Genomic DNA, 23,469 nt, shown 5'->3' with positions numbered 1-23,469 from the left:
CGGCCCGACCCCACTTTCCGGGAATTCCTGATGGGCAATCGCCGACAATTCCTGCAGGCCTCGCTGCTCGCGGCAGGTGCCGCCGTTCTTCCGCGCGGCGAAGGCGCACCGGTCGCCAGCGGCGCGCGCATCGTATCGACGTGGGATTTCGGCGTTGGCGCCAACGCCGCCGCGTGGCCGGTGCTCGCGCGCGGCGGCAGCGCGCTGGATGCCGTGGAAGCCGGCGCGCGCTGGGCAGAGGCGGACCTGTGCAATCCGACGGTCGGCCGCTGCGGCAATCCCGATCGCGACGGCGTGCTGACCCTCGACGCCAGCATCATGGACGGCGACGGACGTTGCGGCTCGGTCGCGGCGCTGGAAGACATCGCGCATCCGGTTTCGGTCGCGCGCGCGGTGATGGAAAAGACACCGCACGTCATGCTGGTCGGCGCCGGTGCACAGCAGTTCGCCATCGCGCAGGGTTTCGAGAAGACGCCGCTGCTCACCGACACGGCGCGCGAAGCGTGGCGCCAATGGCTGAAGACGTCGAAGTACGCGCCGCAGATCAACGCCGAACGCCAGTCGCGACCCGGCGACAAGACCAACCACGACACGCTCGGCATCCTCGCGCGCGACGCGAAGGGAAACCTCGCCGGCGCGTGCACGACCAGCGGCATGGCGTGGAAACTGCACGGCCGCGTCGGCGACAGCCCGATCATCGGGGCCGGCCTGTACGTCGATAACGAAGTCGGCGCGGCGACGGCGTCGGGCGTGGGCGAGGAAATGATCCGCAATGCAGCCAGCTTCCTCGTCGTCGAACTGATGCGCCAGGGGCGCTCGCCGGCGGATGCGTGCCGCGAGGCGATCGATCGCGTCGTGCGCAAGCGCCCGGAGGCCAGCAAGACGCTGCAGGTGTGCTTCCTCGCGATGAACAAGGCCGGCGACGTCGGCGCGTTCGCACTGCACAAGGGCTTCGTCTACGCGGTGCAGGACGCATCGCCGGGGCCGCACGATCGCCTGCACGACGCGGCGTCGGTGTACCGGACCGAACAGAAGTGAGCGCGCGCCCCGAACGCGTGCGGTTGGAGATCGCCGCGAATTCGCTCGCCTCGGCGCTGGCAGCGCAGGAAGGTGGCGCGGACCGTGTCGAGCTGTGCGAGAACCTCGGCGAGGGCGGTTGCACGCCGTCGTACGGCACGCTCGCGATGGCGCGCGAACGCCTGCGTATCCCGCTGTACGTGCTGATCCGCCCGCGCGCCGGCGATTTCCTGTACGACACGCTGGAACGCGACACGATGCTGCGCGACATCGAAATGTGCGTGCGCCTGGGCTGCGACGGCGTGGTCGTCGGCGCGCTCGATGCGCACGGCGATGTGGACGCCGTGCTGTGTCGCGATCTGCTCGCTGCGGCCGGCTCGCTGGGCGTGACGTTCCATCGCGCCATCGACGTGGCGCGCGATCCGTTCGCCGCATTGGACGCGGCGATCGCGCTGGGCTGCGAACGCGTGCTGACCTCCGGCGCGCACGCCGCTGCCCCGGAAGGATCGCGGACGATCGCTTCGTTCGTGGAGCGCGCAGCCGGACGGATCGGCGTGATGGCGGGTGCGGGTGTCACGCCCGGCAATGTCCGCGATCTCGTCCAGCAGGCGGGTGTTCGCGAGGTGCATGCGTCGGCCAAACAGGCCGTCGACTCCCCGATGCACCTGACGCGTCGCCTTCCCGGGCTGGACGCGCCGTGGTCGCGGACCGACGCCGGGATCGTGCGGGCCCTGCGCGATGCGCTGGCATCGTGAAAGGCGCGCGACACGCGGGCCGGTGATAATCGGCGAATGGACAAGATTCCCCTTCTGATCGACACCGACCCGGGCGTGGACGACGCGCTCGCCCTGCTGATGGCCTTCAACGATCCGCGGCACGAGGTCGTCGGTCTCACCATCGCCGCCGGCAACGTCGGCCTCAAACACACCGTCGCCAACGCGCTCAAGCTGTGCGAAATCGCCGGCATCGACGCGCCGGTGTTCGCCGGTTGCCCAGGCCCGCTGCTGCATCCCGCGCCGGACGCCGGCTACGTGCACGGCGAGGACGGCTTCGGCGATGTCGGCTACGACGCCGCGCGCCGCACCGCCGAACGCGAACACGCCGCGCAGGCCATCCTTCGCCTGTCGCACGAGCATGCCGGCCGGCTGCTGCTGGTCGCGCTCGGCCCGCTGACCAACGTCGCGCTCGCGCTCAAGCTCGACCCGACGCTGCCCGAGCGCGTGGCACGCATCGTCGTGATGGGCGGCGCGGTAACCGGCCACGGCAACATCACGCCGGCCGCGGAATTCAACGTCTACTTCGATCCCGAAGCTGCGCACATCGTGTTCGAGGCGTTCCCGCGGATCGACCTCGCCGACTGGGAAGGCACCATCGCGCACGGCCTGCTGCACGACCGCGTGGTCGAGTGGCTCGCGGCGGATTCGCCGCGTGCGCGTTTCTACGAGCGCATTTCGAAGAAGACGCGCGAGTGGTCGGCCGATCGCCGCGGCGAGTACTGGCATTCGGCCGACGCGCTGGCGATGGCCTACGCGCTGGAGCCGGACGGCGCGGCGGAACTGGTCGAGCGCCCGGTCGTCGTCGAACTGGGCCAGGGCCACGCGCGCGGCATGACCGTGGTCGACTGGAACCGCCAGACGGGGCTGGCGGACCGCTTCCGGATCCTGATGCGCTACGACCAGGGCAGGTTCGAGGGGCTGATCCGAGCGGCGCTGGCGGCCGGCTGATGTCGCATCGTCGGGCGGCTTGCGCAAAGGGGAAGGTGGCCGCTATACTGCCGCGCTTTCCCCGAATGATTTGGTGAGTGCCATGAAGGCCGGCATCCATCCCGACTACCGCGACGTCGTTTTCCAGGACGTCACGACCGACTACCAGTTCCTGACGCGTTCGACCCTTGGCAGCAAGGAGACGATCAAGTGGGAAGACGGTAACGAGTACCCGCTGATCAAGGTCGATATCAGCTCGGCTTCGCATCCGTTCTATACGGGCAAGCACAAGATCGTCGACACCAGCGGTCGCGTCGACAAGTTCCGCAAGCGTTACGGCGCGCAGAAGTAATCCGCGGTCCGCGCCTCGACGGCGCGACCCACGGGACTTCGCACGACGACTCGCCGGCCTCGCGGTTGCCCGCGGCGTCCCGGATTGCGACGTAGCTTTGCGATGAGATTTACCGACGGCTGCCGGAAGGCGGCCGTCGGTTTTTTCGTGTCCGCGGGAAACGCTCGCGCCTGTTGCCCTGCTGCGCCCGGTTCGAGCGGCGCCGCATGCGGCCTGTGCGGCAGCGGCCATACCGGCCTATCGGGCGCTGATGCGTAGGAGCACGGACTACGCCACGTGATCCGCAGCAATCGCGCACCGGGAGGGTCCGACACGGGCGCGCCAGGTCGCTCGCTGCTCGCGACGCATTCCTGTCTTTTTTCGCCATCTGGCCGCTTTCTGCGCCCATTCCCGCGCAACGGGCGCGAACCCGCCAGAACGGCGTCCCGACCGGGTTGCCACCAAAGTCCGAGTCAGCGCTCCAAGGGCGTTGTGCGATAATTCACGGATCGCGGCGCCGATCTGTGCCGTGACCCCCGTCCCCGCTCCGTGCCGCGCCTCCCGGCGGCATGCAGACTTGAGGAGTGTTTCGTGTCCGATTCCAAGAAATCCGGTTTCGATCAGGTCTCCCTGACCGCCGGCGACAAGACCGTGACCCTGCCGGTCCATCACCCCGTCCTCGGCCAGCCGTGCATCGACATCGGCAAGCTGCCCAAGGAAACCGGTGCCTTCACCTACGACAACGGCTTCACGGCGACCGCCAGCTGCAAGTCGGCCGTGACCTACATCGACGGCGATGCCGGCGTGCTGCTGTACCGCGGCTACCCGATCGAACAGCTCGCCGAGAAGTCGAGCTTCCTCGAAGTCGCGTACCTGCTGATGAACGGCGAACTGCCGAGCAAGGGCGAGTTCGATTCGTTCGAACACGAGGTCACGCATCACACGATGATGCACGAGGCCTTCCGCACCTTCCTGTACGGCTTCCGCCACGACGCGCATCCGATGGCGATGCTGGTCGGCATGCTCGGTTCGATGGCGAGCTTCTACCACAACGATCTCGACCTGGAAGATCCGGAACAGCGCCGCCTGGCCGCGATCCGCCTGATCGCGAAGGTGCCGACGATCGCCGCCGCCTGCCATCGTTATTCGATCGGCTGGCCGATGCGCTATCCGAAGAACAACCTCGAGTACACCACGCGCTTCCTGCACATGATGAAGGAAGTGCCGAGCGAGCCGCTGGAGCTCAACCCGGTCGCCGCCAAGGCGCTGGACCTGCTCTTCATCCTGCATGCCGATCACGAGCAGAACGCGTCGACCTCGACCGTGCGCCTGGTCGGTTCCACCGGCGCTAACCCGTATGCGTGCGTTGCCGCCGGCGTCGCCGCGCTGTGGGGCCCGGCGCACGGCGGTGCGAACGAAGCGGTGCTGAAGATGCTGGAAGAGATCGGCCGTCCGGAGAACGTCGGTTCCGCCGTCGCGAAGGCGAAGGACAAGGAATCGGGCTTCCGCCTGATGGGCTTCGGCCACCGCGTCTACAAGAACTTCGACCCGCGCGCCAAGATCATCCGCGAGATGACCCACAAGGTGCTCGGCGAGCTCGGCATCAACGATCCGCTGCTCGAAGTGGCGATGAAGCTGGAAGAGGCCGCGCTGAAGGACGAGTACTTCGTGCAGCGCAAGCTCTACCCGAACGTCGATTTCTACTCCGGCATCATCTACAAGGCGCTCGGCATCCCGGTGGAGATGTTCACCGTGATGTTCGCCATCGCGCGCACCGCCGGCTGGGTCTCGCACTGGCTGGAGCAGCAGAACGATCCGGAAAACAAGATCGGCCGCCCGCGCCAGATCTACATCGGTTCGCCGCAGCGCGATTACACCGACCTCGGCAAGCGCTGAGGTCCGGTGGTTGGCGTCCGCGCCAACGTAGCCACGAAGCCGCGGCCCAGCCGCGGCTTCGTCGTTTTCAAATGGGTCATCTACGCGCTGCTCGCCGGCGACGTCGTCCTCTACTCGCTGTACGGCCGCCTGACGGAACTGATCGACACCGCGGCGTGGCTCGTTCTGTTGATGCTGTTCGAGTGGGAAACCGGCGGCTGGCCGCTTCGCGCGCGCTGGATTCCGGTGCTCCACGGCGTCCGCATGCTGGCGAGCATCGCCGTCGTTGTCGCGGTGGTCGGCTACGCACTCGAATGCGTGTGGCTGGACTTCTTCAACGAAGTGACCTGGCTGGGCGTGATCGCATTGCTGGAGCTGGAAGTGCGCCTTCCGCCTGACGCCCTGCGTTTGCATCGCATGCGACGCGCGACCGCCGCCGTGCTGTACCTCGCGCTCGTGGGTTTCCTGCTGACGTGGGCGGTGATGGGCTTCGGCGAGGACAACCCACAAGCCGCGTGGCTGGACACGTGGGATGCGCTGCTGTGGCTGGTCGCGTTCGTGGTGATCGAGCTCAACGTGTTCGGCGTGCGCGATGCCGGCATGCCGTCGCGTCGCGCGCGACAGCCCGAAGCGTCGGGATAGCGGCGATCAGCCGCCCGTGTAACCGGCGATCTCTTCTTCGGTGAGCAGCTGCCGGAGTTGCGCCACGCTCGCGCGCTTCATGGGCTTCTCGTCGACGCTCGACAACGGCGCCTGGCGCAGGCCGTCGAGCGGAAGCACGGTCAGATCGAACGCGATGTCTTCGGCGGTGAACACCCAGACCGGCACGTCGGCGATGCGTTCGCGATCCAGCCGCACGCGACGGCTGCGCGATTCGGCGGGAATGCCGTGTTGCTCGAGGAAGCGCGGCGGCGCGTCGGGATCGTCGCTGAAAAGATGCAGCGCGACGGGGCTGCGCGTGTCGGCGGTGCCGTCGAGCACGGAGCCGACGAGGCGCGGCTGGAATTCGTCGAAGAACTCCATCGCGCGCAGCGCGGCTTCGCGCCGCTGACGCAGCGCAGGCACGTTCTCGCGCTGGAACAGGCGCTGGTATTCGCGCAACGCGTCTTCGATCTCGCGATTCCGAGGCAGCGATGCGTCGTCGAAGATGCCCAGCCGTTCGGCCGCCTTGAGCTTGGCCTGGTGGTAGTCGCGAATGCCGCCCTCGGCCATCAGTCGCGCGGCTTCGGTCGCAAGGCGGTGCCGCCGTTCGCGTGTGCGCGTGAGCGCGTGCTGATGGGCGTGCTGTCGAGCGTGGGGCATGAGGACCTCCGCAGCGGGCACCACGACGGCGGAATTCGCCGCGGCCGACAGCGCCGGCAGGGCGAAGCTAGCATGTTTCCTGGCGCTCGCACGTTACCGTCCGTGGCGTGTCGGTCCCGTGGACGCGATCGTCCGAGCATGAACGCAGGCCGTCCCGCAAAAGAAAAACGCCGGGACGAGCCCGGCGTTCTCATGCGCGTCATGACGGCAACGGTCAGAAGATGTCGAACGCTTCTTCCGCGGGTGCGGTTTCCTGCGGGCCGTAGTCGACGTAGCTCTGCATGCGGTCGAGGTCTTCGGCCTTGACCCATTCGATGATGCCGCCTTCGCCGCCCGGTATCAGTGCGCCGTTGCCGGCGACCGACACCTTCACCATGCCTTCCGGCGGCTCGTTCAAGGCGAGCGGCTGGTCCTTCAGCGCCACGCGCATGTAGTCGATCCAGATCGGCAGCGCGGCCTTGCCGCCGTACTCGCGGTAACCAAGCGACTTGTAGTTGTCGCGGCCGACCCAGACGGTGGTGACGTACGGGCCGCCCACGCCGGAGAACCACGCGTCGCGGTGATCGTTCGTCGAGCCGGTCTTGCCGCCGACGTCGTCGCGTTCGAGCACTTTCGCCGGCGTGCCCGTGCCGCGCTTCACCACGTCGCGCAGCATCGAGACGATCTGGTACGCGATGCGGCCATCGATGGCGCGCGGCGCGAGCACCATGTTGCTGGTGTCGATGGCCGGCTTCTTCGGTTCGTCCTTCGGCGCGTCGGGCGTCGCGGCGGGCGCGGCCGACCCGGCCGGGCCGAGGTTGAAGCCGTCGACGACGGTGGTGTTCTGCACGGCACGGCCTACCGTGCCGGGCACGCCGCATTCGGGGCAGGCCACGGCCGGCTTTTCCTTGAACACCACCGCGCCTTCGCGATCCTTCACTTCGTCGATGAACCACGGCGTGATGCGGAAGCCGCCGTTGGCGAACACGGCGAAACCGCGCGCCACCGACAGCGGCGTCAGCGACGCGGTGCCCAGCGACATCGACAGGTTCGGCGGCAGTTCCGCCTCCTCGAAGCCGAAGTGGCTGATGTACTTGCGCGCGTAATCCACGCCGATGGCGTCCAGCAGGCGCACCGACACCAGGTTGCGCGATTGCACCATCGCTTCGCGCAGGCGCATCGGGCCGGCGAAGTTGCCGCTGTCGTTCTGCGGGCGCCAGATGTGGCCGCGGCGATCCTTGAACACCACCGGCGCGTCGAGCACGACCGATGCCGGATTGAAGCCGCGTTCGAACGAGGCCGCATACACGAACGGCTTGAAGCTCGAACCCGGCTGGCGACGCGCCTGCGTGGCGCGGTTGAACTTGGCACCGGCGAAGCTGTAGCCGCCCGAGAGCGCGCGCAGCGCGCCGTTGGCCGGTTCCAGCGAGACCAGCGCGGCCTGCGCCTGCGGCACCTGGTCCAGGCGATAACGCGCCGGCGGCGGGACATCGCCCGGCTTCACTTCGGCGGTCGATTCGATGCGGCTGACGCGGACGAGGTCGCCGCGCTTGACCAGGCTTGCCGGCGCGCGATCGCCCCAGCCCTGGCCGCTGCCGAGTTCGACCTGCGTGCCGTCGCCGAGCACCAGCTGCACCTGGCTCCCGCTCACGCCGGTGACGATGGCCGGCTGCAGCGCGGCCTGCGGTGCGATGTTGCGAAGGCGCGCGCGCACCGCGGCGATGTCCTCGTTCGGCGCGAGGTCGAAATGCTGCTCCACGCCATGCCAGCCGTGGCGACGGTCGTACACGGCCAGGCCATCGCGCACGGCCTTGTCCGCCGAGGCCTGCAGCACCGGGTCGATGGTGGTGGTGACGTGGTAGCCCTTGGTCAGTGCCTCGTTGCCGAAGCGCGCGACCATTTCCTGGCGGACCATCTCGGCGACGTACGGCGCGTACACCTCGACCGGGCGCTCGTGCGGCGTGGCGTGCATCGGCACGGCCTTCGCCTGCGCGGCTTCGGCCGGGCTCACGAACTTCAGCTCCGCCATGCGATCGAGGATGTAGTCGCGACGCACCTTCGCGCGCTCGGGATTGGTCAGCGGATTGCCGCTGGACGGGAACTTCGGGATGCCGGCCAGCGAGGCCATTTCATCGAGCGAGAGTTCGTTGAGCTTCTTGCCGTAATAGAACTCCGCCGCGGCCGCCACGCCGTAGGCGCGGTTGCCGAAGAAGCTCTTGTTCAAGTACAGCTCGAAGATCTCGTCCTTGCTCAGCTCGCGCTCCATGCGCATGGCCGTGAGCATCTCGGCCAGCTTGCGCGTGTAGCTGTATTCGTTGCTGAGGAAGAACTGGCGCGCGACCTGCTGGGTAATCGTCGAACCGCCCGGTACGCGCTTTGCATCGGTGGTGGCGATGAGCCACACCGCGCGCGCGACGCCCTTGAAGTCGACGCCGTGGTGCTTGTAGAAGCGGGCGTCCTCGATGGCGAGGAAGGCCTGCTTCTGCCGCTCCGGCACGTCCTGGATGGACACCGGGTAGCGACGCGTCTCGCCGAACAGCGCCATCAGGCGTCCGTCCCTGGCGTAGACGTACATCGGCTCCTGCATTTCGACCGCGCGCAGGGTTTCGACGTCCGGCAGCTTGGGGGCCACGAGGTAGTACAAGGTGCCCAGCGCAATGGCGCCGAGCAGGGCCAGGCCGGCGAGCGCGAACAGCGCCCAGCGCAGCAGGCGGCGTAGACGGGGCATCAAGCAGATTCCGATTGCGGGTGTAGTGGGCGTGGAGTATAGAGGAGCGGGGAAGGGGGTTTTTTGAGCGCAGGCACACCGGCGAAACGCACGGCCCGCAAGGCCGGGCGGGCGCGGCGACCCAGGGGTGGGTCGACCCGGCCGGAGAGCGCCACGAGAGGTTGGAAAGTGACGCAGTAAGGCAATTCGGAAGGAAAAGGTTGCCAGCCTGTGCAAACTTGGTTATTTAAAGCGGGGTCACACAAGGCGCACGTAAGCGCCTGTGACAAGGGGAAAATATCGTGGGGATCGTCACAAAAAGCCAGCCGGCGGTCGTCGGCGTGGACATCAGTTCGACTGCCGTAAAGCTTTTGCAGCTCTCGCGGGCCGGCAATCGCTATCGCGTCGAGCATTACGCAGTCGAACCGCTGCCGCCGAACGCCGTCGTCGAGAAGAGCATCGTCGAGGTCGAGGCCGTGGGCGAAGCGATCCGTCGCGCCGTCGCGCGCTCGGGCACTCGCGCCAAGCACGCCGCGGCCGCGGTCGCCGGTTCGTCGGTCATCACCAAGGTCATCCCGATGCCGGGCGACCTGGACGAGGACGAGCTCGAGTCGCAGGTCGAACTGGAGGCGGTCAACTACGTCCCGTACCCGATCGAAGAGGTCAACCACGATTTCGAAGTGCTGGGCCCGATGCCCGGCAGCCCGGACATGCTGCAGGTGCTGCTCGCCGCGTCGCGTTCGGAAAACGTCGAAGTGCGCGCCTCGGCGCTGGAGATCGGCGGCCTCACCCCGAAGGTGATGGACGTTGAAGCCTTCGCGCTGGAGAACGCCTTCGCGCTGGTCGCCGACCAGCTGGGCGGTCCGCGCGACGGCCTGATCGCGCTGGTCGATTCGGGCGCGACGATGACCACGCTCAACGTGCTGCGCAACGGCCGCAGCCTGTATGCACGCGAGCAGGTCTTCGGCGGCAAGCAGCTCACCGACGAGGTGATGCGCCGCTACGGCCTGAGCTACGAGGAAGCCGGCCTGGCCAAGCGCCAGGGCGGGCTGCCGGAGAGCTACGAAGCCGAAGTGCTCGAACCTTTCAAGGAGGCGATGGTCCAGCAGATCAGCCGCCTGCTGCAGTTCTTCTACGCGGGCAGCGAGTTCAACCGCGTCGACCAGATCGTGCTCGCCGGTGGCTGCGCGTCCATCGCCGGCATTGCCGAGATGGTCGAGGAACAGCTCGGCGTGCCGACCACCATCGCCAACCCGCTCGCCCACATGACGCTCGGGCCGCGCGTGCAGGCGCATGCGCTGGCCCAGGACGCCCCGGCCCTGATGATCGCCTGCGGCCTGGCCCTGAGGAGTTTCGACTGATGGCACGCATCAACCTCCTCCCGTGGCGCGAAGAGCGCCGCAAGCAGCGGCAGAAGGAAACCGGCCTGATGCTCGGTGCGGCCGCCATCGGCGCGCTGCTGCTGTCGTTCGTCATCGTCAGCTACTACAACGGCCAGATCGACGGCCAGAACGAGCGCAACACGTTCGTGCAGGGCCAGATCGACGAGGTCAAGAAGAAGAACGAGGAAATCAAGGTCCTCGAAGAAAAGAAGGCCAAGCTGCTCGCCCGCAAGGAAGTGATCGAGAAGCTGCAGGCCAACCGCTCGCAGATGGTGCACCTGTTCGATTCGCTGGTGCGCACGATCCCGGACGGCGCGGTGCTGACCTCGATCAAGCAGGACAGCGAAACGCTCACGCTGGAAGGCCGCGCGCAGTCCAACGCCCGCGTCAGTACCTACATGCGCAACCTCGAAGGCTCGGGCTGGATGACCAATCCGGACCTGTCGATCATCGAGGCGAAGGGCGGCGACAAGGGCCTGCCGTACGAGTTCAAGCTGCAGGTCAAGCTCGCCAACCCGAACGCGCCGAAGGACGAGGACGGCGATGGCGTGCCGGACGCGCCGGCCGCGCAGATTGCCCAGTCGGGTGACGCCGCCGCCACCGCGGGCGCCGCGCCGGCAACTGCCGCGCCGGCAACGACCACGCCGGCCGCGCCGGCGGGTGCCGCCGCGCAGCCTGCCGCCGCGCCGGCCGCTCCGACCGCAACGCCTGCCACTGCGCCCTCGGCGCCGAACGCCACGCCGGCCCAGGGAGCGGCGTCATGAGCAAGAAGAAACCCATCAAGCTCAACGAGCTGGACTTCAACAACATCGGCGGCTGGCCGCAGCAGGCCAAGATCGGTCTTTGCGGCGTGATCGTCGTGGTGATCGTCGGCCTGGCCTGGTACCTGTTCGTCAGCGACAAGCGCAGCGAGCTGGAAAGCCTGGAAGCCAAGGAAACCACGCTGCGCGCCGAGTTCGAGACCGAACAGGGCAAGGCCGCGAACCTGGAGCCGCTCAAGCAGCAGCTCGCGCAGATGGAACAGCAGCTCCAGCAGATGCTGCGTCAGCTGCCCAGCAAGACCGAAATGCCCGACCTGATCGTCGACATCTCGCAGACCGCACTGGCCACCGGCATCACCAACGAGCTCTTCCAGCCCGGTCCGGAAGAACCCAAGGAGTTCTACGCCGAGAAGCCGATCTCGCTGCGCATGGTGGGCAGTTACCACCAGTTCGGCGGATTCGTCAGCGGCGTCGCCTCGCTGCCGCGCGTGGTCATCATGACCATGCACGACATCTCGCTGAAGCCGCGCGGCAAGGAAGGCGTGATCACGCCCAACAGCCCGCTGGAACTGGCCGGCACGGTGAAGACCTACCGCTACCTGGACGAAGAGGAAGTCCAGAAGCAGGAAGCCGCCGCTGCGGAAGCCGCAGGCGGCAAGAAGGAGGGGACCTGAGATGCGCGCACACCTGATTGAAGGCGCCGCACCGCTGCGTGCCCTGACGGCGATCGCGCTGGTACTCGGACTGGCCGCGTGTTCGCGCGGCGTCACGAGCACACCGGGCGATGCGCCCAACCTCGAAAAATGGATCGCCGAAGTGAAGGCGCGTCCGGCGCCGCCGCTGGATCCGCTGCCGGTGATGCAGCAGTTCGAGACGTTCGAATACAACGCATACGCACTGCGCGATCCGTTCAGCACGGCCTTCACCGACGAGGGCGGCGGCAACGGTCCGCGTCCTGATGCGGGCCGTCGCAAGCAGACGCTGGAACAGTTTCCGCTCGACAGCCTCGACATGGTCGGCACGCTCGGCAAGGGGAACGGCGTGGTCGCGCTGGTGATGGCACCGGACAAGGTGACCTACCGCGTGACGCCGGGGAACTACATGGGGCAAAGCGACGGTCGCGTGACCGGCGTGTTCGAAGACCGCATCGAGCTGGTGGAACTGGTGCCGGATGGCGCGGGTGGATGGTTGGAGCGTCCGGCCACGGTCGCGCTTGAAGATCAATGATTCTTGGGGGAATGCACGATGACCGTTTCTAAACCGGCCCGATTTGTACCGGGTAGCTTCAGCGCGCTCGCTGATCGTCGCCCCCTGCTGCGCAGCGGGTCCATCGGCCTGCTGATCGGCGCGATCGCCGCCGTCAGCGCCGTCCACGCCGCCACGCCGGCGCCGGTCGCACCGACGACCGTCGCGCCGCCGGCCAGCCTGGATCCGGCCAAGCAGCTGCCGGGTACCGTCGAGGTGTCCAACATCGACTTCAAGCGCGGCAGCGACGGCTCCGGTCGCCTGGTCGTGAAGTTCAGTGGCGATGGCGCCGCGCCGGACCTGCGAAACCAGGGCCAGAGCGTGGTGGTCAACGTCGGCAACGCCAAGCTGCCCGACGCGCTGCGCAAGCCGCTCAACGTGGTGGACTTCGCCACGCCGGTGCAGCGCATCGACGCACGCACCAGCGGTGCCGGCACGCAGCTCGTGCTCGACATGAGCGGCAACTTCGACTCGATGGCCTATCAGACCGGCCGCGAGTACATCGTCGAAATCGTGCCGCGCACCGGCGCTGCCACCGGCCGCGCGGTCGGCCAGGCGACGACGGGCAAGGCGCCGGCCACCGGCGCGCGCAGCTACAGCGGCCGCCCGGTCACGTTCAACTTCCAGGACGTGCCGGTGCGCACCGTGCTGCAGCTGATCGCCGAGGAGTCGGGCCTGAACGTGGTCGCCGCCGACACGGTGTCGGGCAACGTCACGCTGCGCCTGACCAACGTGCCGTGGGACCAGGCGCTGGACATCGTGTTGCAGGCCAAGGGCCTGGACAAGCGCCGCAGCGGCAACGTCGTGTGGGTCGCCCCGCAGGCCGAGATCGCCAAGTACGAGCAGGACAAGGAAGACGCGCGCATCGCGCTGGACAACCGCGTCGACCTGACCACCGAGTACGTGCAGATCAACTACCACAACGCCGCGCAGATCTTCAAAGCGCTGACCGAGGCCAAGGGCATCGGCGGTAATGCCGGCGGTGGCGGGCAGGGCCAGGGCAACACCGACAGCGGCTTCCTGTCGCCACGCGGCCGCCTGGTCGCCGACGAGCGCACCAACACGCTCATGATCAGCGACATCCCGAAGAAGGTCGCGGAGATGAAGCAGCTGATCCACGTGATCGACCGCCCGGTCGACCAGGTGCTGATCGAAGGCCGCGTCGTCATCGCACAGGACACCTTCGCCCGCGAGCTGGGTGCGCGCTTCGGCATCGCCGGCACGAAGGACGGCAAGTACTTCTTCAACGACACCATCGAGAACAACGACGCAACGCGCGGCTCGTTCGCCGAGGCCAGCCAGTCGGGGGAGCTGCCGACGCTGTTCAAGGGCCCGATGAGCAACCTGGGCGTGCTGAACCCCGCCGGCTCGGTGGCGCTGCAGATCCTCAACGCCGGCTACGCGCTCGACATCGAACTGTCGGCCATGCAGGAAGAGGGCCGCGGCGAAGTGATCTCCAACCCGCGCCTGGTGACCAGCAACCAGCGTGAGGCGGTGATCCGCCAGGGCCAGGAAGTGGGCTACGTGACGATCTCGCCGACGCAGGGCGGCACGACCATCCCGATCCCGAACGTGCAGTTCAAGGACGTGCTGCTGGAACTGAAGGTCACCCCGACCATCACCCACGACGGCCGCGTGTTCCTCAACATGAACGTCAAGAAGGACGAAGTCGAAGGGTACGTCGACACGTCGATCGGCCAGGTGCCGACCATCGCCAAGCGCGAGGTCAACACCGCGGTGCTGGTCGAGGACGGCCAGACCGTCGTCATCGGCGGCGTGTACGAGTTCCGCGACCGCAGCGACATCTCGAAGGTGCCGTTCCTGGGCGACATCCCGTTCCTGGGCAACCTCTTCAAGAAGAAGGGTCGCAGCAAGGACAAGGCCGAGCTGCTGATCATGGTCACCCCGAAGGTAATGAAGGTAGACCAGCGCGGGTGAGCGCCCGCGCTTGCGCGCCATGGCGCGCGCGGGCGCGAACGACCGGCCAGGATGGCCGGGCCGGGCGATCCGAAGTCCGTAACGCATCGCCATGGATGGCGGCGGTCACGATGCAGAATCCGGTGCCACGCGGCACTGCCGCGTGGCCTGCCGAACGACCGGCCATGGATGGTCGGGCCGGGCGATCCGAAGCCCGTAACGCATCGCCATGGATGGCAGCTTAGGAAATTAAAGAATCGGGATACGCGCCATGGCGCGCGCGGGCGCGAACGCCCGGCCAGGATGGCCGGGCCGGGCGATCCGAAGCCCGTAACGCATCGCCATGGACGGCGGCGATAGCGATCCAGAATCCGGTGCTACGCGGCACTGCCGCGTGGCCTGCCGAACGACCGGCCATGGATGGTCGGGCAGGGCGATCCGAAGCCCGAAGCGCATCGCCATGGATGGCAGCGTAGGAAACTAGCGAATTGGGATGCGCGCCATGGCGCGCGCGGGCGCGAACGACCGGCCAGGATGGTCGGGCCGGGCGATCCGAAGCCCGTAACGCATCGCCACACAGAAGGCAGCGCCGCGCCGACGATCGGGCCCGGCAGCTCGGCCCACACTCGCCGCACGAACGCAGAACAAGACCCAAAGGGCCCCACCGGGGCCCTTTCGCTTTGCATTGCTGAATGAATGACGCGATGCGTGAACTGCGCCGTCCGTCTTCGGTCAAACTGGCCCGGATTCCCGAACGAGACCGCCATGGACCGCCGCAGCGACGATCTTCCCCGCCTGCACGACGCCTTCCGCGCGCTGCGCGAGGCCCTATCGGCCGAGATCGTCGGCCAGGCGGCGTTGATCGACCGTCTGCTCATCGCGCTGCTGGCCGACGGCCACCTGCTGGTCGAAGGCGCGCCGGGCCTGGCGAAGACCAGCGCGATCCGCGCCCTGGCCGCGCGGCTGGAGGCCGATTTCGCCCGCGTCCAGTTCACCCCCGACCTGCTCCCGGCCGATCTCACCGGTACCGAGGTCTGGCGCCCGCAGGAGGGCCGTTTCGAATTCCAGCCCGGGCCGATCTTCCATCCCATCCTGCTCGCCGACGAGATCAACCGCGCTCCCGCCAAAGTGCAGTCCGCGCTGCTGGAAGCGATGGGCGAGCGCCAGGTCACCGTCGGCCGCGCGACCTACGCGCTGCCGGCGCTGTTCCTGGTGATGGCGACGCAGAACCCGATCGAGCAGGAAGGCACGTTCCCGCTGCCCGAAGCGCAGCTCGACCGCTTCCTGATGTACGTGCGCATCGGCTATCCGCAGGCGGCGGCGGAAACCGAAATCCTCCGCCTCGCGCGCGACCGCGCGCGCCACGCGACGCAGAGCGTGGCCGCTGCCATCGAACGGATGCCGCTGGACGATGTTTTCGCCGCGCGCAACGCCGTGCTCGACCTGCACCTCGCGCCGGCGGTGGAGCGTTACCTGATCGAACTGGTGCTCGCCTCGCGCGACGCCGCGCGTTACGACGCAACGCTCGCGCGCCGCATCGCGTGGGGTGCGAGCCCGCGCGGTTCCATCGCGCTGGAGCGTTGCGCGCGTGCGCATGCGTGGCTCGCCGGGCGCGATTTCGTGACGCCCGACGACGTGCGTGCGGTCGCCCCGGACGTCCTGCGCCATCGCATCCTGCCCAGCTACGAGGCCACGGCCGAAGGCTGGGACGGCGAGCGCCTCGTCGCCGAACTGCTGCAACGCGTGCCGCTGCCGTAAGCGCTTCGTCGTCGACGCGCGGCGCATCCTTCGCGACCACGACACGCCCTGATCCACCAAGCTCCCCACGCCGACGCCTGATCCGCACTCCTCGTTCCGAAACCGACCGTGCCCACGCCCACGCCCCCTCGCGATGAAACCACCGGCAACGGCGTCGTGCCGACGCTGCCGGAACTGGTCGCGTTGCGACAGGCCGTCGCCGGTCGACGCCCCGCACAGCGCGGGCGCTTCGGGGTGAGCGGGCATGCGCTGTCGCCGTTGCGTGGCCGCGGCATGGAGTACGCCGAATCGCGCGAATACGTGGCCGGCGACGACGCGCGCCACATCGACTGGCGACTCACCGCGCGCACCGGTCGCGCGCACACCAAGCTGTTCCAGGCCGAGCGCGAACGCCTGAGCCTGATCGTGGCCGACACCTCGCCGTCGCTGTATTTCGGTACGCGCGTGCGTTTCAAGTCGGTGCAGGCGGCGCGCGCCGGGGCGGTCGCCGCGTGGTCGGCCGTGCGCGATGGCGATCGCATCGCCGCGTTGCGCGGCAGCCAGCGCGAAGCCCCGATCGCGCCCGCGTCCGGCCCGCGCGGCGCGCTGCGCGTGCTAGATGCGCTCACGCGCTGGTACGCGCAGCCGCCGGAAGACGATGCCGGCCTTGGCGTCGCGCTCGACCACGCGCAGCGCCTGCTGCGTCCGGGCTCACGCCTGGTCGTGCTCGCCGATCCGGCGAGCGTCGCCGCCTTGCCGGCGCAGCGATGGCCCGCGCTGTCGCACCATCACGAAGTCATCGTGCTGCTGCTGACCGATCCGCTGGAGATCGCACCGCCGAAGGCGTCGCTGCCCTTCCTCGGGAACGGCGGCGAGCGCGACGTGCACCGCATCGACGTCGACCTCTCGGTCGCCGCGCAGCGGCAGGCGTGGCGCAATGAATTCGGGCGTCCGCTCGACGCCGCGCTGGCGCAGCTGCCTGCACGCGGCGTGCGCGTGCAGGCGTTGTCCACGGACGCGGAGAGCGCGTCGTGGCTGCCGCTGCTCGGCCGCAACCGGCCGCTGGTGGCGTGATGGCGGCGCCTGCTTCGCTCGTGTTGCGCGACATCCATGCCACGACGGCCCCGTCGTGGTGGCCGCCCGCGCCGGGCTGGTGGATCCTCGCCGGCGTCCTCGTCGCGGCCATCGTGCTGGTCGCCTGGTGGCGTGCGCGGGTGCGTCGTCGACGCGCCGCGGTCGTCGCGTTGTTCGATCGCGAAGTCGATGCCGCATCGACGCCGCCGCAGCAGGTCGCGGCGATGTCCGAACTGCTGCGTCGCGCGGCGCGCCGGCACGATGCGAACGCCGACACGTTGCAGGGCGAGCAGTGGCTGCGCCATCTCGACGCCGCCACGGCGACGAACAAGCGCAAGGCGCCCACACGCACAGACTTCTCCGAAGGTCCCGGCCGGTTGCTGCTGGACGGCGGCTTCCGCCGCGAGGTCGATCCCGCCGATGTCGCCGCACTTCGCGCGCTGGCACGCGAGCGTTTCCTGCGCTGGATGGGCGCCGGCCGGTGATCGACGCGCTGCTCGCTACGTTCCTGTCGCTGCACGAGCATTTCGCGTGGCCGTGGATGCTGCTCGCGCTTCCGCTGCCGTTCTTCGCGCGCTGGCTGTTGCCGCCAGCGCGACACGCGTCGTCCGCGGCCTTGCGTGCGCCGTTCGGCGAACGGCTCGACCGCGTCGCGCATGCCGGCGGCCGCACGGCGTTCGGCGCGCGCGGGGGCGCCCTCGTGTGGCTGGCGTGGATCGCGTTGTGCATCGCGGCGGCGCGTCCGCAGCAACTTGGCGACGCAGTGCAGCCGCCGCAGGTGGGGCGCGACCTGATGCTCGCGCTCGATCTGTCCGGCAGCATGCGCGAGCCCGACATGGACCTCGGCGGCCGCACCGTCGACCGCCTCACCGCCGCGAAAGCCGTGCTGGCCGACTTCCTCGACCGCCGCCACGGCGATCGCGTGGGCCTGATCGTCTTCGGCCGCCGCGCGTATGCGCTCACGCCGTTGACGCTCGACCTCGCGTCCGTGCGCCAGCAGCTGGAAGACAGCGTGATCGGCCTGGCCGGCCAGGAAACCGCGATCGGCGACACCATCGCGCTGGCGACCAAGCGCCTGCGCGGCCAGCCGGCGGAGCAACGCGTGCTCGTGCTGCTCACCGACGGCGTGAACACCGCGGGCCTGCTCGAACCGAAAAAGGCGGCCGAGATCGCGAAGGCCGAAGGCGTGCGCATCCACACCATCGCCTTCGGCGGCGAGGGCACGATGTCGCTGTTCGGCCTACCCGTGCCGATGCCGGGCGCCGGCGACGAGATCGACGAAGCGACCTTGCGCGAGATCGCGCGCAGCACGGGCGGCCGTTTCTTCCGTGCGCGCGATACCTCGCAGCTGGCCGGCATCTACGCCGAGATCGATCGTCTCGAACCGATCGAACGCCCCGGCCAGGCCGTGCGCCCGCGCATCGAGCGCTATCCGTGGCCGCTCGGCGCCGCCTTCGCGTGCGCGCTGCTCGCGTTCGCATGGCCGCGACGGAGGCACGCATGAACCCGTTCGCCGACCTCTCGCTCGCCTCGCTGCACCTGCTGCGCCCGCAGTGGTTGTGGGCGTTGCTCGCGTTGCCGTTGCTGTTCGGGTTGTGGCGCGTGCGGCGACGTCGCGCCAGCGTGTGGCGCGAGAACGTCGATGCGCATCTGCTGCCGCACCTGCTCGTCGAACGCGGGGGCGCGCGCGTGCGATGGGGCGCATGGCTCGCTTCGCTTGCCTACGTGCTGGCCGTGATCGCATTGGCGGGGCCGAGTTGGCGCCAGAGCCCGCAGCCGCTGTGGCAGAGCCGCACGCCGCTGGTGGTCGCGGTCGATCTGTCCGGCGCCGCGCTCGCGGCCGATCTTCCGCCCTCGCGCCTGGCGCAGTCGCGCGCGAAGCTGTCCACGCTGCTGCGCGAGCGCCAGGGCGGGCAGGTCGCGCTCGTCGCCTTCGCCGATGACGCGTTCACCGTCGCGCCGCTCACCGAGGACGCGGCGAACGTGGCGCTGTTCCTCGATGCGCTGTCGCCCGACGTGATGCCCGTCGATGGGCAACGCGCCGATCGCGCGATCGGGGGGGCGGTGCAGTTGTTGAAGCAATCCGGTTTCGATCGCGGGCGCATCCTGCTGATGACCGACCACGCCGGCGACGGCGCGAACGAGGCCGCATCCGCTGCAGCGAAGCAGGGCTTTCGCGTCGACGTGCTCGGCGTGGGCGCCGAAGCCGGTGCGCCGTATCGCCGCGGCGACGGCACGTTCGCGAACGCGCGCCTCGACGAGTCCTCGTTGCGTGGCCTCGCGTCAGCAGGCAACGGCCGCTATGCGCGCATCGCCGTCGACGATAGCGACCTGCGCGCGCTGGGCGTGCTCGATCCGACCGACACCGACGACGCCACGCGCGTGGACGGACAGCGCGGGCACGCGTGGCAGGACGAAGGCTACTGGCTGCTGCCGCCGCTGATGCTGCTGGCGTTGTTCGCATTCCGGCGTCGTACGGCGCTGGCGATGATCGCGATGTGCGTGCTGTGGACGCCGGTGAAGGCCGCCGACCTGTGGCGTCGCGCCGACCAGATCGAACACGCGCACGTCGCGCAGGGCAACGAGGCGTTCCGTCGCGGCGATTTCAACTCGGCGGCGCAGGCGTACCAGTCCGCCGACAGCGCCGATGCGCACTACAACCGCGGCAACGCGCTGGCGAAGGCGGGACAGTATCCGCAGGCGATCGCCGCGTACGACGAAGCGCTCAAGCGCCAGCCCGGCATGCCCGACGCGATCGCCAACAAGCGCGCGGTGCAGGCGGCGATGCAACGCAAGCCGCCGCAGGGCGGTGGGGGCGGGCAGTCGAAAGATCAGTCAAAGCAGGATCAGAAGCCCGACCAGAAGCCGCAGCCGGGGCAGGGGCAACCCAGGCCGCAGCCGCAGCAGGACAAGTCGCAGGCGCCGCAACCGACGCAAGACCCGCAACAGGACCAGCAGCCGCAATCCGAGCCGCAATCGGCCGACGCGCAGAAGCAGCGCGAGGCCGACGCTGCGCAGCGGCAGCGCATGCAGCAGGCGCTCCAGCAGCAGGGGCAGGCGAAACCGCAGCAGCCCGAGCCGTCGCGCAACGAAACCCCGCAGCAGCGCGAGCAGCGGCTGGCGAACGAGGCGTGGCTGCGTCGCGTGCCGGACGATCCGGGCGGCCTGCTGCGCGAGAAATTCCGCATCGAGCACGAGCGCCGCAGCCATGGCGGCGAGGGCAACGAATGAACGTCGCGAACCTGCTTCCGTCACGGACGCTTCCGTCCCGCCTGTTCGCGCGCGTGACGCTGTTGTTGCTGCTCGCGCTCGCCAGCCTCGAGGCGGCCGCGCAGGTGCGCGCGTGGCTCGATCGCGACCGCATCGGCATGGGCGAAACGGTCACGCTCAACATCGAAAGCACCGCGGCCACCACCTCGACCGAACCCGATTACGCGCCGCTGCTCACCGACTTCTTCGTCAGCGGGCGCACGAGCCGGCGCGAGTTCGTGATGGGCACCGGTGGCAGCACCGTGCGCACGCTGTACGCCGTCGCGCTGCGACCGCGCCGCGATGGTTTGGTCACCGTGCCCGCGCTCAACGTCGGCAGCCTGAGGACGCAGCCGATCGCGCTCACCGTCGCGCCCGCCGCGACGACGGCGCCGACACGCACCGAAGACGTGTTCATCGAAAGCGAAGCGGACGATCCCGACCCCTACGTGCAGCAATCCGTCGGCTGGGTCGTGCGGCTGTATTCGGCGACGCCGCTGATCTCCGGGCAGCTCGACCAGGACGCGCCCGACGGCGCATCGCTCCAGCGCGTCGGCGACGATGCGCAGTACCAGCGCGACATCGGCGGTCGTCGTTACCACGTGGTCGAACGCCGCTTCCTGCTGGTGCCCGAACGCAGCGGCGTGCTGACCGTGCCACCGGCGCGCTTCGAAGGTCGCGGCGCGGGCGGCTTCTTCGACGACCTGCTGGGCGGCGGACGCGGAGGCGCGCTCGAAGCGCAGGGCACGCCGCGCAAGCTCGACGTGCAACCGGCGCCGGCGAACGCGCCGCAACCGTGGTTGCCGCTGCAGAACCTGACGCTGCGCTATCAGTCCACGCCGCAGGAACTGCGCGTCGGCAACGCGGCGACGGTGACGGTGGAAGCGCTGGCCGACGGCGCCACCGCCGCGCAGATGCCGGAACTCCAGCTGCCGCCGATCGACGGCGTGCAGGTGTTCGCCGAACCCGTGCAGGCCGACGAGCGTTTCGTCGACGGCCGACCGCGCGTGAAGCTCACGCGTCGCTTCTCGCTCGTACCGGCCCGCGAGGGCAAGGCGGACATGGCCGGGCTGCAACTGCGCTGGTGGGATGTGCGCGCGGGCCAGGCGGAGACGTCGAGCCTGCCGCCGCTGTCGTGGACGGTGTTGCCGGGCACGACGCCGGGCGCGCCGAATGCCCCCGCCGCACCCGCATCGGCGACGGGCACGGACATCGCGACCCCGACCGGCGACGCGCACACCGCGCCGCCCATGGCGCGTTTCACCGACCTTGGCGGTGCTAACAAGGCCTGGGTGCTCGCCGCCGTGCTGTTCGCGGCGCTCTGGCTGTTCACGCTGCTGTGGGGCCTGAACCGCGGCGAGGGCGCCAAGGCCGCGACGAAGTCGCAGGGCGATGCACCCTCTCCGCCGCAGGGCGGGGGGCATGTCGACCTGAAACGCCTGATCGACCGCGGCGACCTGGGCGACGTCGCCGACGCGCTCTGCGCGATGGCGCATCCGCCGGCGCGCGACCTCGACGAAGCCCGCGCCCGTCTCGCCGACGCCGACCAGCGCGACGCGGTCGACGAACTCCAGCGCGCCCGCTGGGGCGGCGGCAGCGCGGTCACGGCGCGCGAAGCCTTGCGCCGGGCGTTCGCGAAGGGCCCGACGTGGCGATCCGTACCCGCCCGGACGGTCTCGCCGCTGCCGCCGCTGTATCCCGGCGGCGGGCCGGCACCGGGAAGCTGACCCGCGCGCTGGTGTAATCTCGCCGGCTGATTTGCCCGAGAGAAGCGCCGAATGAGCCACGTCAGCCTGCCCGAAGCCCGAATGCCGGCGAAGGGGATGCCCCTCCACATCAAGGTGTTGCTGGGCTTCATCGCAGGCGCGGTGCTCGGCCTGTTCGCGCATTTCATCGCGCCGGGTTCGCCCTTCGTGCTCGGTGCGGTGAGCTACGTCGCGCAGCCGATCGGCCAGATCTTCCTGGCGCTGCTCTTCATGCTGGTGCTGCCGCTGATGTTCTCGGCGCTGGTGCTGGGCGTGGCGGAACTCGGCGACGTCGCAAGCCTCGGCCGACTGGGCTGGCGCACGCTGATCTACACCGCGGTGGTCACGCTGATCGCGGTGGCCATCGGCCTGCTGATGGTGAACCTCATCGGCCCGGGCCACGGGCTGGATCGCGGCATGCTCGACCAGGCCATGGCGCAGGGCGCGCAGAAGGCGGGCGAGATCGCCGCCACCGGCCAGCAGCTGGACTTCATGAAGATGCTGCTGGGCATCGTGCCGAAGAACGTGCTCGCCGCCGCGGTCGACGACAAGCAGAAGCTGGGCGTGATGTTCTTCGCGCTGATGCTCGGCATCGGCCTGGTGATGACGCCCAGCCCGCACACGCAGGCGTTCAAGAACGCGGTGCAGGGCCTGTTCGAGATCTGCATGCGCCTGATCGGCATGATCATCAAGCTCGCCCCCTACGCGGTGGCGTGCCTGATGTTCGCGCTGTGCGCGCAGTTCGGCTGGGAACTGCTGCTGGTGCTGGGCAAGTTCGCGCTGACGGTCGTGCTCGCCATCGCCGTGCACATGTTCATCGTGCTGCCGCTGTGGGTGAAGTTCGCCGGCGGCATGAGCCCGCGCGCGTTCTTCCGCGGCAGCCAGGAAGCGCTGCTGACCGCGTTCGCCACCGCGTCCTCGACCGGCACGCTGCCGGTGACGCTGCGCGTGGCCGAGCAGAACCTCAAGCTGCCGCGCAAGGTCGCGCGCTTCGTGCTCACGGTCGGCGCGTCGGCGAACCACCACGGCACGGCGCTGTTCGAAGGCATCACGGTGCTGTTCCTCGCGCAGGCGTTCGGCGTGGAACTGACGCTGATGCACCAGGTGATGGTGCTGGGCCTGTGCCTGCTGGGCGGCATCGGCACGGCGGGCGTGCCGGCCGGCTCGCTGCCGGTGATCGCGATGATCTGCGCCGTGCTCGGCATTCCGGCCGAAGGCGTGGGCATCATCCTCGGTGTGGACCGCTTCCTCGATATGTGCCGCACCGCGCTCAATGTCACGGGCGATCTGGCCACCGCCGTCGTCGTGGCGAACCGCAGCGGCGACGTGGCCGAAAGCGACGTCGTCCTGCCGGCCGAAGTCGCGCCGGAAGCGGCGAGCTGACGCACACCGCCGCCGGCGCCGTCCGGCGGCATCCGACGCATGCGTGCGCGATCCATGCATCG

General features: G+C 69.1%; 20 protein-coding genes. 18 read left to right on the top strand and 2 right to left on the bottom strand.

Going from position 1 to position 23,469, the window contains the following annotated elements; translation table 11 throughout:
• Window positions 1–30 precede the first annotated feature (30 nt).
• The 6 genes from LA521A_RS15960 (at window position 31) to LA521A_RS15935 (ending at window position 5,568) form a co-directional block, all read left to right on the top strand.
• A complete protein-coding gene (locus LA521A_RS15960; RefSeq protein WP_281779836.1) occupies window positions 31–1,038 on the top strand; it encodes a glycosylasparaginase in 1,008 nt (335 codons plus the stop codon).
• Window positions 1,035–1,772, top strand: coding sequence for a copper homeostasis protein CutC (locus LA521A_RS15955; RefSeq protein WP_281779835.1), 738 nt, complete (start codon window positions 1,035–1,037; stop codon window positions 1,770–1,772). The genes LA521A_RS15960 and LA521A_RS15955 overlap by 4 nt, the downstream gene beginning before the upstream one ends.
• Before the next feature lie 36 nt (window positions 1,773–1,808).
• Complete coding sequence (locus LA521A_RS15950) at window positions 1,809–2,741, top strand: nucleoside hydrolase (RefSeq protein WP_281779834.1); 933 nt, start codon at window positions 1,809–1,811, stop codon at window positions 2,739–2,741.
• 82 nt (window positions 2,742–2,823) lie between these two features.
• On the top strand, window positions 2,824–3,072 hold the full coding sequence (locus LA521A_RS15945; RefSeq protein ID WP_281782124.1) for a type B 50S ribosomal protein L31: 249 nt from the start codon (window positions 2,824–2,826) through the stop codon (window positions 3,070–3,072).
• Window positions 3,073–3,642: 570 nt separating this feature from the next.
• Complete coding sequence (locus LA521A_RS15940) at window positions 3,643–4,947, top strand: citrate synthase (protein WP_281779833.1); 1,305 nt, start codon at window positions 3,643–3,645, stop codon at window positions 4,945–4,947.
• A gap of 6 nt (window positions 4,948–4,953) precedes the next feature.
• Window positions 4,954–5,568, top strand: a complete 615-nt coding sequence (locus tag LA521A_RS15935) for a hypothetical protein (protein WP_281779832.1) — start codon at window positions 4,954–4,956, stop codon at window positions 5,566–5,568.
• Between the two features lie 6 nt (window positions 5,569–5,574).
• On the opposite strand, the gene LA521A_RS15930 is transcribed toward LA521A_RS15935, so the two are convergent.
• A complete protein-coding gene (locus LA521A_RS15930; protein WP_281779831.1) occupies window positions 5,575–6,228 on the bottom strand; it encodes a hypothetical protein in 654 nt (217 codons plus the stop codon).
• A gap of 214 nt (window positions 6,229–6,442) precedes the next feature.
• Entirely contained in the window at window positions 6,443–8,935 is a 2,493-nt protein-coding gene (locus LA521A_RS15925; protein WP_281779830.1) for a penicillin-binding protein 1A, read from the bottom strand.
• Window positions 8,936–9,216: 281 nt separating this feature from the next.
• On the opposite strand from LA521A_RS15925, the gene LA521A_RS15920 reads away from it, so the two are divergent.
• The 12 genes from LA521A_RS15920 to LA521A_RS15865 all read left to right on the top strand — a co-directional run bounded on the left by LA521A_RS15920 (window position 9,217) and on the right by LA521A_RS15865 (window position 23,407).
• Window positions 9,217–10,275, top strand: coding sequence for a pilus assembly protein PilM (locus LA521A_RS15920; RefSeq protein ID WP_281779829.1), 1,059 nt, complete (start codon window positions 9,217–9,219; stop codon window positions 10,273–10,275).
• Complete coding sequence (locus LA521A_RS15915) at window positions 10,275–11,060, top strand: PilN domain-containing protein (protein ID WP_281779828.1); 786 nt, start codon at window positions 10,275–10,277, stop codon at window positions 11,058–11,060. Before LA521A_RS15920 ends, LA521A_RS15915 begins: the two co-directional genes overlap by 1 nt.
• On the top strand, window positions 11,057–11,731 hold the full coding sequence (locus LA521A_RS15910) for a type IV pilus inner membrane component PilO (RefSeq protein WP_281779827.1): 675 nt from the start codon (window positions 11,057–11,059) through the stop codon (window positions 11,729–11,731). The genes LA521A_RS15915 and LA521A_RS15910 overlap by 4 nt, the downstream gene beginning before the upstream one ends.
• 1 nt (window position 11,732) lies before the next feature.
• Window positions 11,733–12,284 carry a pilus assembly protein PilP gene (locus tag LA521A_RS15905; protein WP_281779826.1) on the top strand — a complete coding sequence of 184 codons (552 nt, stop codon included), beginning with the start codon at window positions 11,733–11,735 and terminating at the stop codon, window positions 12,282–12,284.
• 18 nt (window positions 12,285–12,302) lie between these two features.
• Window positions 12,303–14,240: a type IV pilus secretin PilQ gene (locus LA521A_RS15900; protein WP_281779825.1), complete on the top strand. Its 1,938-nt coding sequence runs from the start codon at window positions 12,303–12,305 to the stop codon at window positions 14,238–14,240.
• A 744-nt stretch (window positions 14,241–14,984) separates the two neighbouring features.
• Entirely contained in the window at window positions 14,985–15,977 is a 993-nt protein-coding gene (locus LA521A_RS15895; RefSeq protein ID WP_281779824.1) for an AAA family ATPase, read from the top strand.
• Window positions 15,978–16,085: 108 nt separating this feature from the next.
• The gene (locus tag LA521A_RS15890) at window positions 16,086–17,030 is read left to right on the top strand and encodes a DUF58 domain-containing protein (protein ID WP_281779823.1); all 945 of its coding nucleotides are present in this window, start codon (window positions 16,086–16,088) and stop codon (window positions 17,028–17,030) included.
• On the top strand, window positions 17,030–17,515 hold the full coding sequence (locus LA521A_RS15885; protein WP_281779822.1) for a DUF4381 domain-containing protein: 486 nt from the start codon (window positions 17,030–17,032) through the stop codon (window positions 17,513–17,515). The genes LA521A_RS15890 and LA521A_RS15885 overlap by 1 nt, the downstream gene beginning before the upstream one ends.
• A 56-nt stretch (window positions 17,516–17,571) precedes the next feature.
• On the top strand, window positions 17,572–18,534 hold the full coding sequence (locus LA521A_RS15880) for a vWA domain-containing protein (RefSeq protein ID WP_281782123.1): 963 nt from the start codon (window positions 17,572–17,574) through the stop codon (window positions 18,532–18,534).
• Entirely contained in the window at window positions 18,531–20,261 is a 1,731-nt protein-coding gene (locus LA521A_RS15875; protein WP_281779821.1) for a VWA domain-containing protein, read from the top strand. Before LA521A_RS15880 ends, LA521A_RS15875 begins: the two co-directional genes overlap by 4 nt.
• Window positions 20,258–22,006, top strand: coding sequence for a BatD family protein (locus LA521A_RS15870; protein WP_281779820.1), 1,749 nt, complete (start codon window positions 20,258–20,260; stop codon window positions 22,004–22,006). Before LA521A_RS15875 ends, LA521A_RS15870 begins: the two co-directional genes overlap by 4 nt.
• Window positions 22,007–22,057: 51 nt before the next feature.
• Complete coding sequence (locus tag LA521A_RS15865) at window positions 22,058–23,407, top strand: dicarboxylate/amino acid:cation symporter (protein WP_281779819.1); 1,350 nt, start codon at window positions 22,058–22,060, stop codon at window positions 23,405–23,407.
• Window positions 23,408–23,469: the final 62 nt, after the last annotated feature.

Source organism: Lysobacter auxotrophicus (genome assembly GCF_027924565.1).
In the GTDB taxonomy this organism is placed as follows: domain Bacteria; phylum Pseudomonadota; class Gammaproteobacteria; order Xanthomonadales; family Xanthomonadaceae; genus Lysobacter_J; species Lysobacter_J auxotrophicus.
Note: the sequence above shows the minus strand (reverse complement) of the source record. Positions and strands in the feature narration are given on the sequence as shown.

Excerpts from the sequence above, each read along its gene's own strand:
- LA521A_RS15880 (WP_281782123.1), top strand. The coding sequence starts at position 17,572 with ATGCTGCTCGCGCTTCCGCTGCCGTTCTTCGCGCGCTGGCTGTTGCCG.
- LA521A_RS15950 (WP_281779834.1), top strand. The coding sequence starts at position 1,809 with ATGGACAAGATTCCCCTTCTGATCGACACCGACCCGGGCGTGGACGAC.
- LA521A_RS15900 (WP_281779825.1), top strand. The coding sequence starts at position 12,303 with ATGACCGTTTCTAAACCGGCCCGATTTGTACCGGGTAGCTTCAGCGCG.
- LA521A_RS15945 (WP_281782124.1), top strand. The coding sequence starts at position 2,824 with ATGAAGGCCGGCATCCATCCCGACTACCGCGACGTCGTTTTCCAGGAC.
- LA521A_RS15875 (WP_281779821.1), top strand. The coding sequence starts at position 18,531 with ATGAACCCGTTCGCCGACCTCTCGCTCGCCTCGCTGCACCTGCTGCGC.
- LA521A_RS15925 (WP_281779830.1), bottom strand. The coding sequence starts at position 8,935 with ATGCCCCGTCTACGCCGCCTGCTGCGCTGGGCGCTGTTCGCGCTCGCC.
- LA521A_RS15915 (WP_281779828.1), top strand. The coding sequence starts at position 10,275 with ATGGCACGCATCAACCTCCTCCCGTGGCGCGAAGAGCGCCGCAAGCAG.
- LA521A_RS15960 (WP_281779836.1), top strand. The coding sequence starts at position 31 with ATGGGCAATCGCCGACAATTCCTGCAGGCCTCGCTGCTCGCGGCAGGT.
- LA521A_RS15905 (WP_281779826.1), top strand. The coding sequence starts at position 11,733 with ATGCGCGCACACCTGATTGAAGGCGCCGCACCGCTGCGTGCCCTGACG.
- LA521A_RS15910 (WP_281779827.1), top strand. The coding sequence starts at position 11,057 with ATGAGCAAGAAGAAACCCATCAAGCTCAACGAGCTGGACTTCAACAAC.
- LA521A_RS15895 (WP_281779824.1), top strand. The coding sequence starts at position 14,985 with ATGGACCGCCGCAGCGACGATCTTCCCCGCCTGCACGACGCCTTCCGC.
- LA521A_RS15870 (WP_281779820.1), top strand. The coding sequence starts at position 20,258 with ATGAACGTCGCGAACCTGCTTCCGTCACGGACGCTTCCGTCCCGCCTG.
- LA521A_RS15930 (WP_281779831.1), bottom strand. The coding sequence starts at position 6,228 with ATGCCCCACGCTCGACAGCACGCCCATCAGCACGCGCTCACGCGCACA.
- LA521A_RS15885 (WP_281779822.1), top strand. The coding sequence starts at position 17,030 with ATGGCGGCGCCTGCTTCGCTCGTGTTGCGCGACATCCATGCCACGACG.
- LA521A_RS15865 (WP_281779819.1), top strand. The coding sequence starts at position 22,058 with ATGAGCCACGTCAGCCTGCCCGAAGCCCGAATGCCGGCGAAGGGGATG.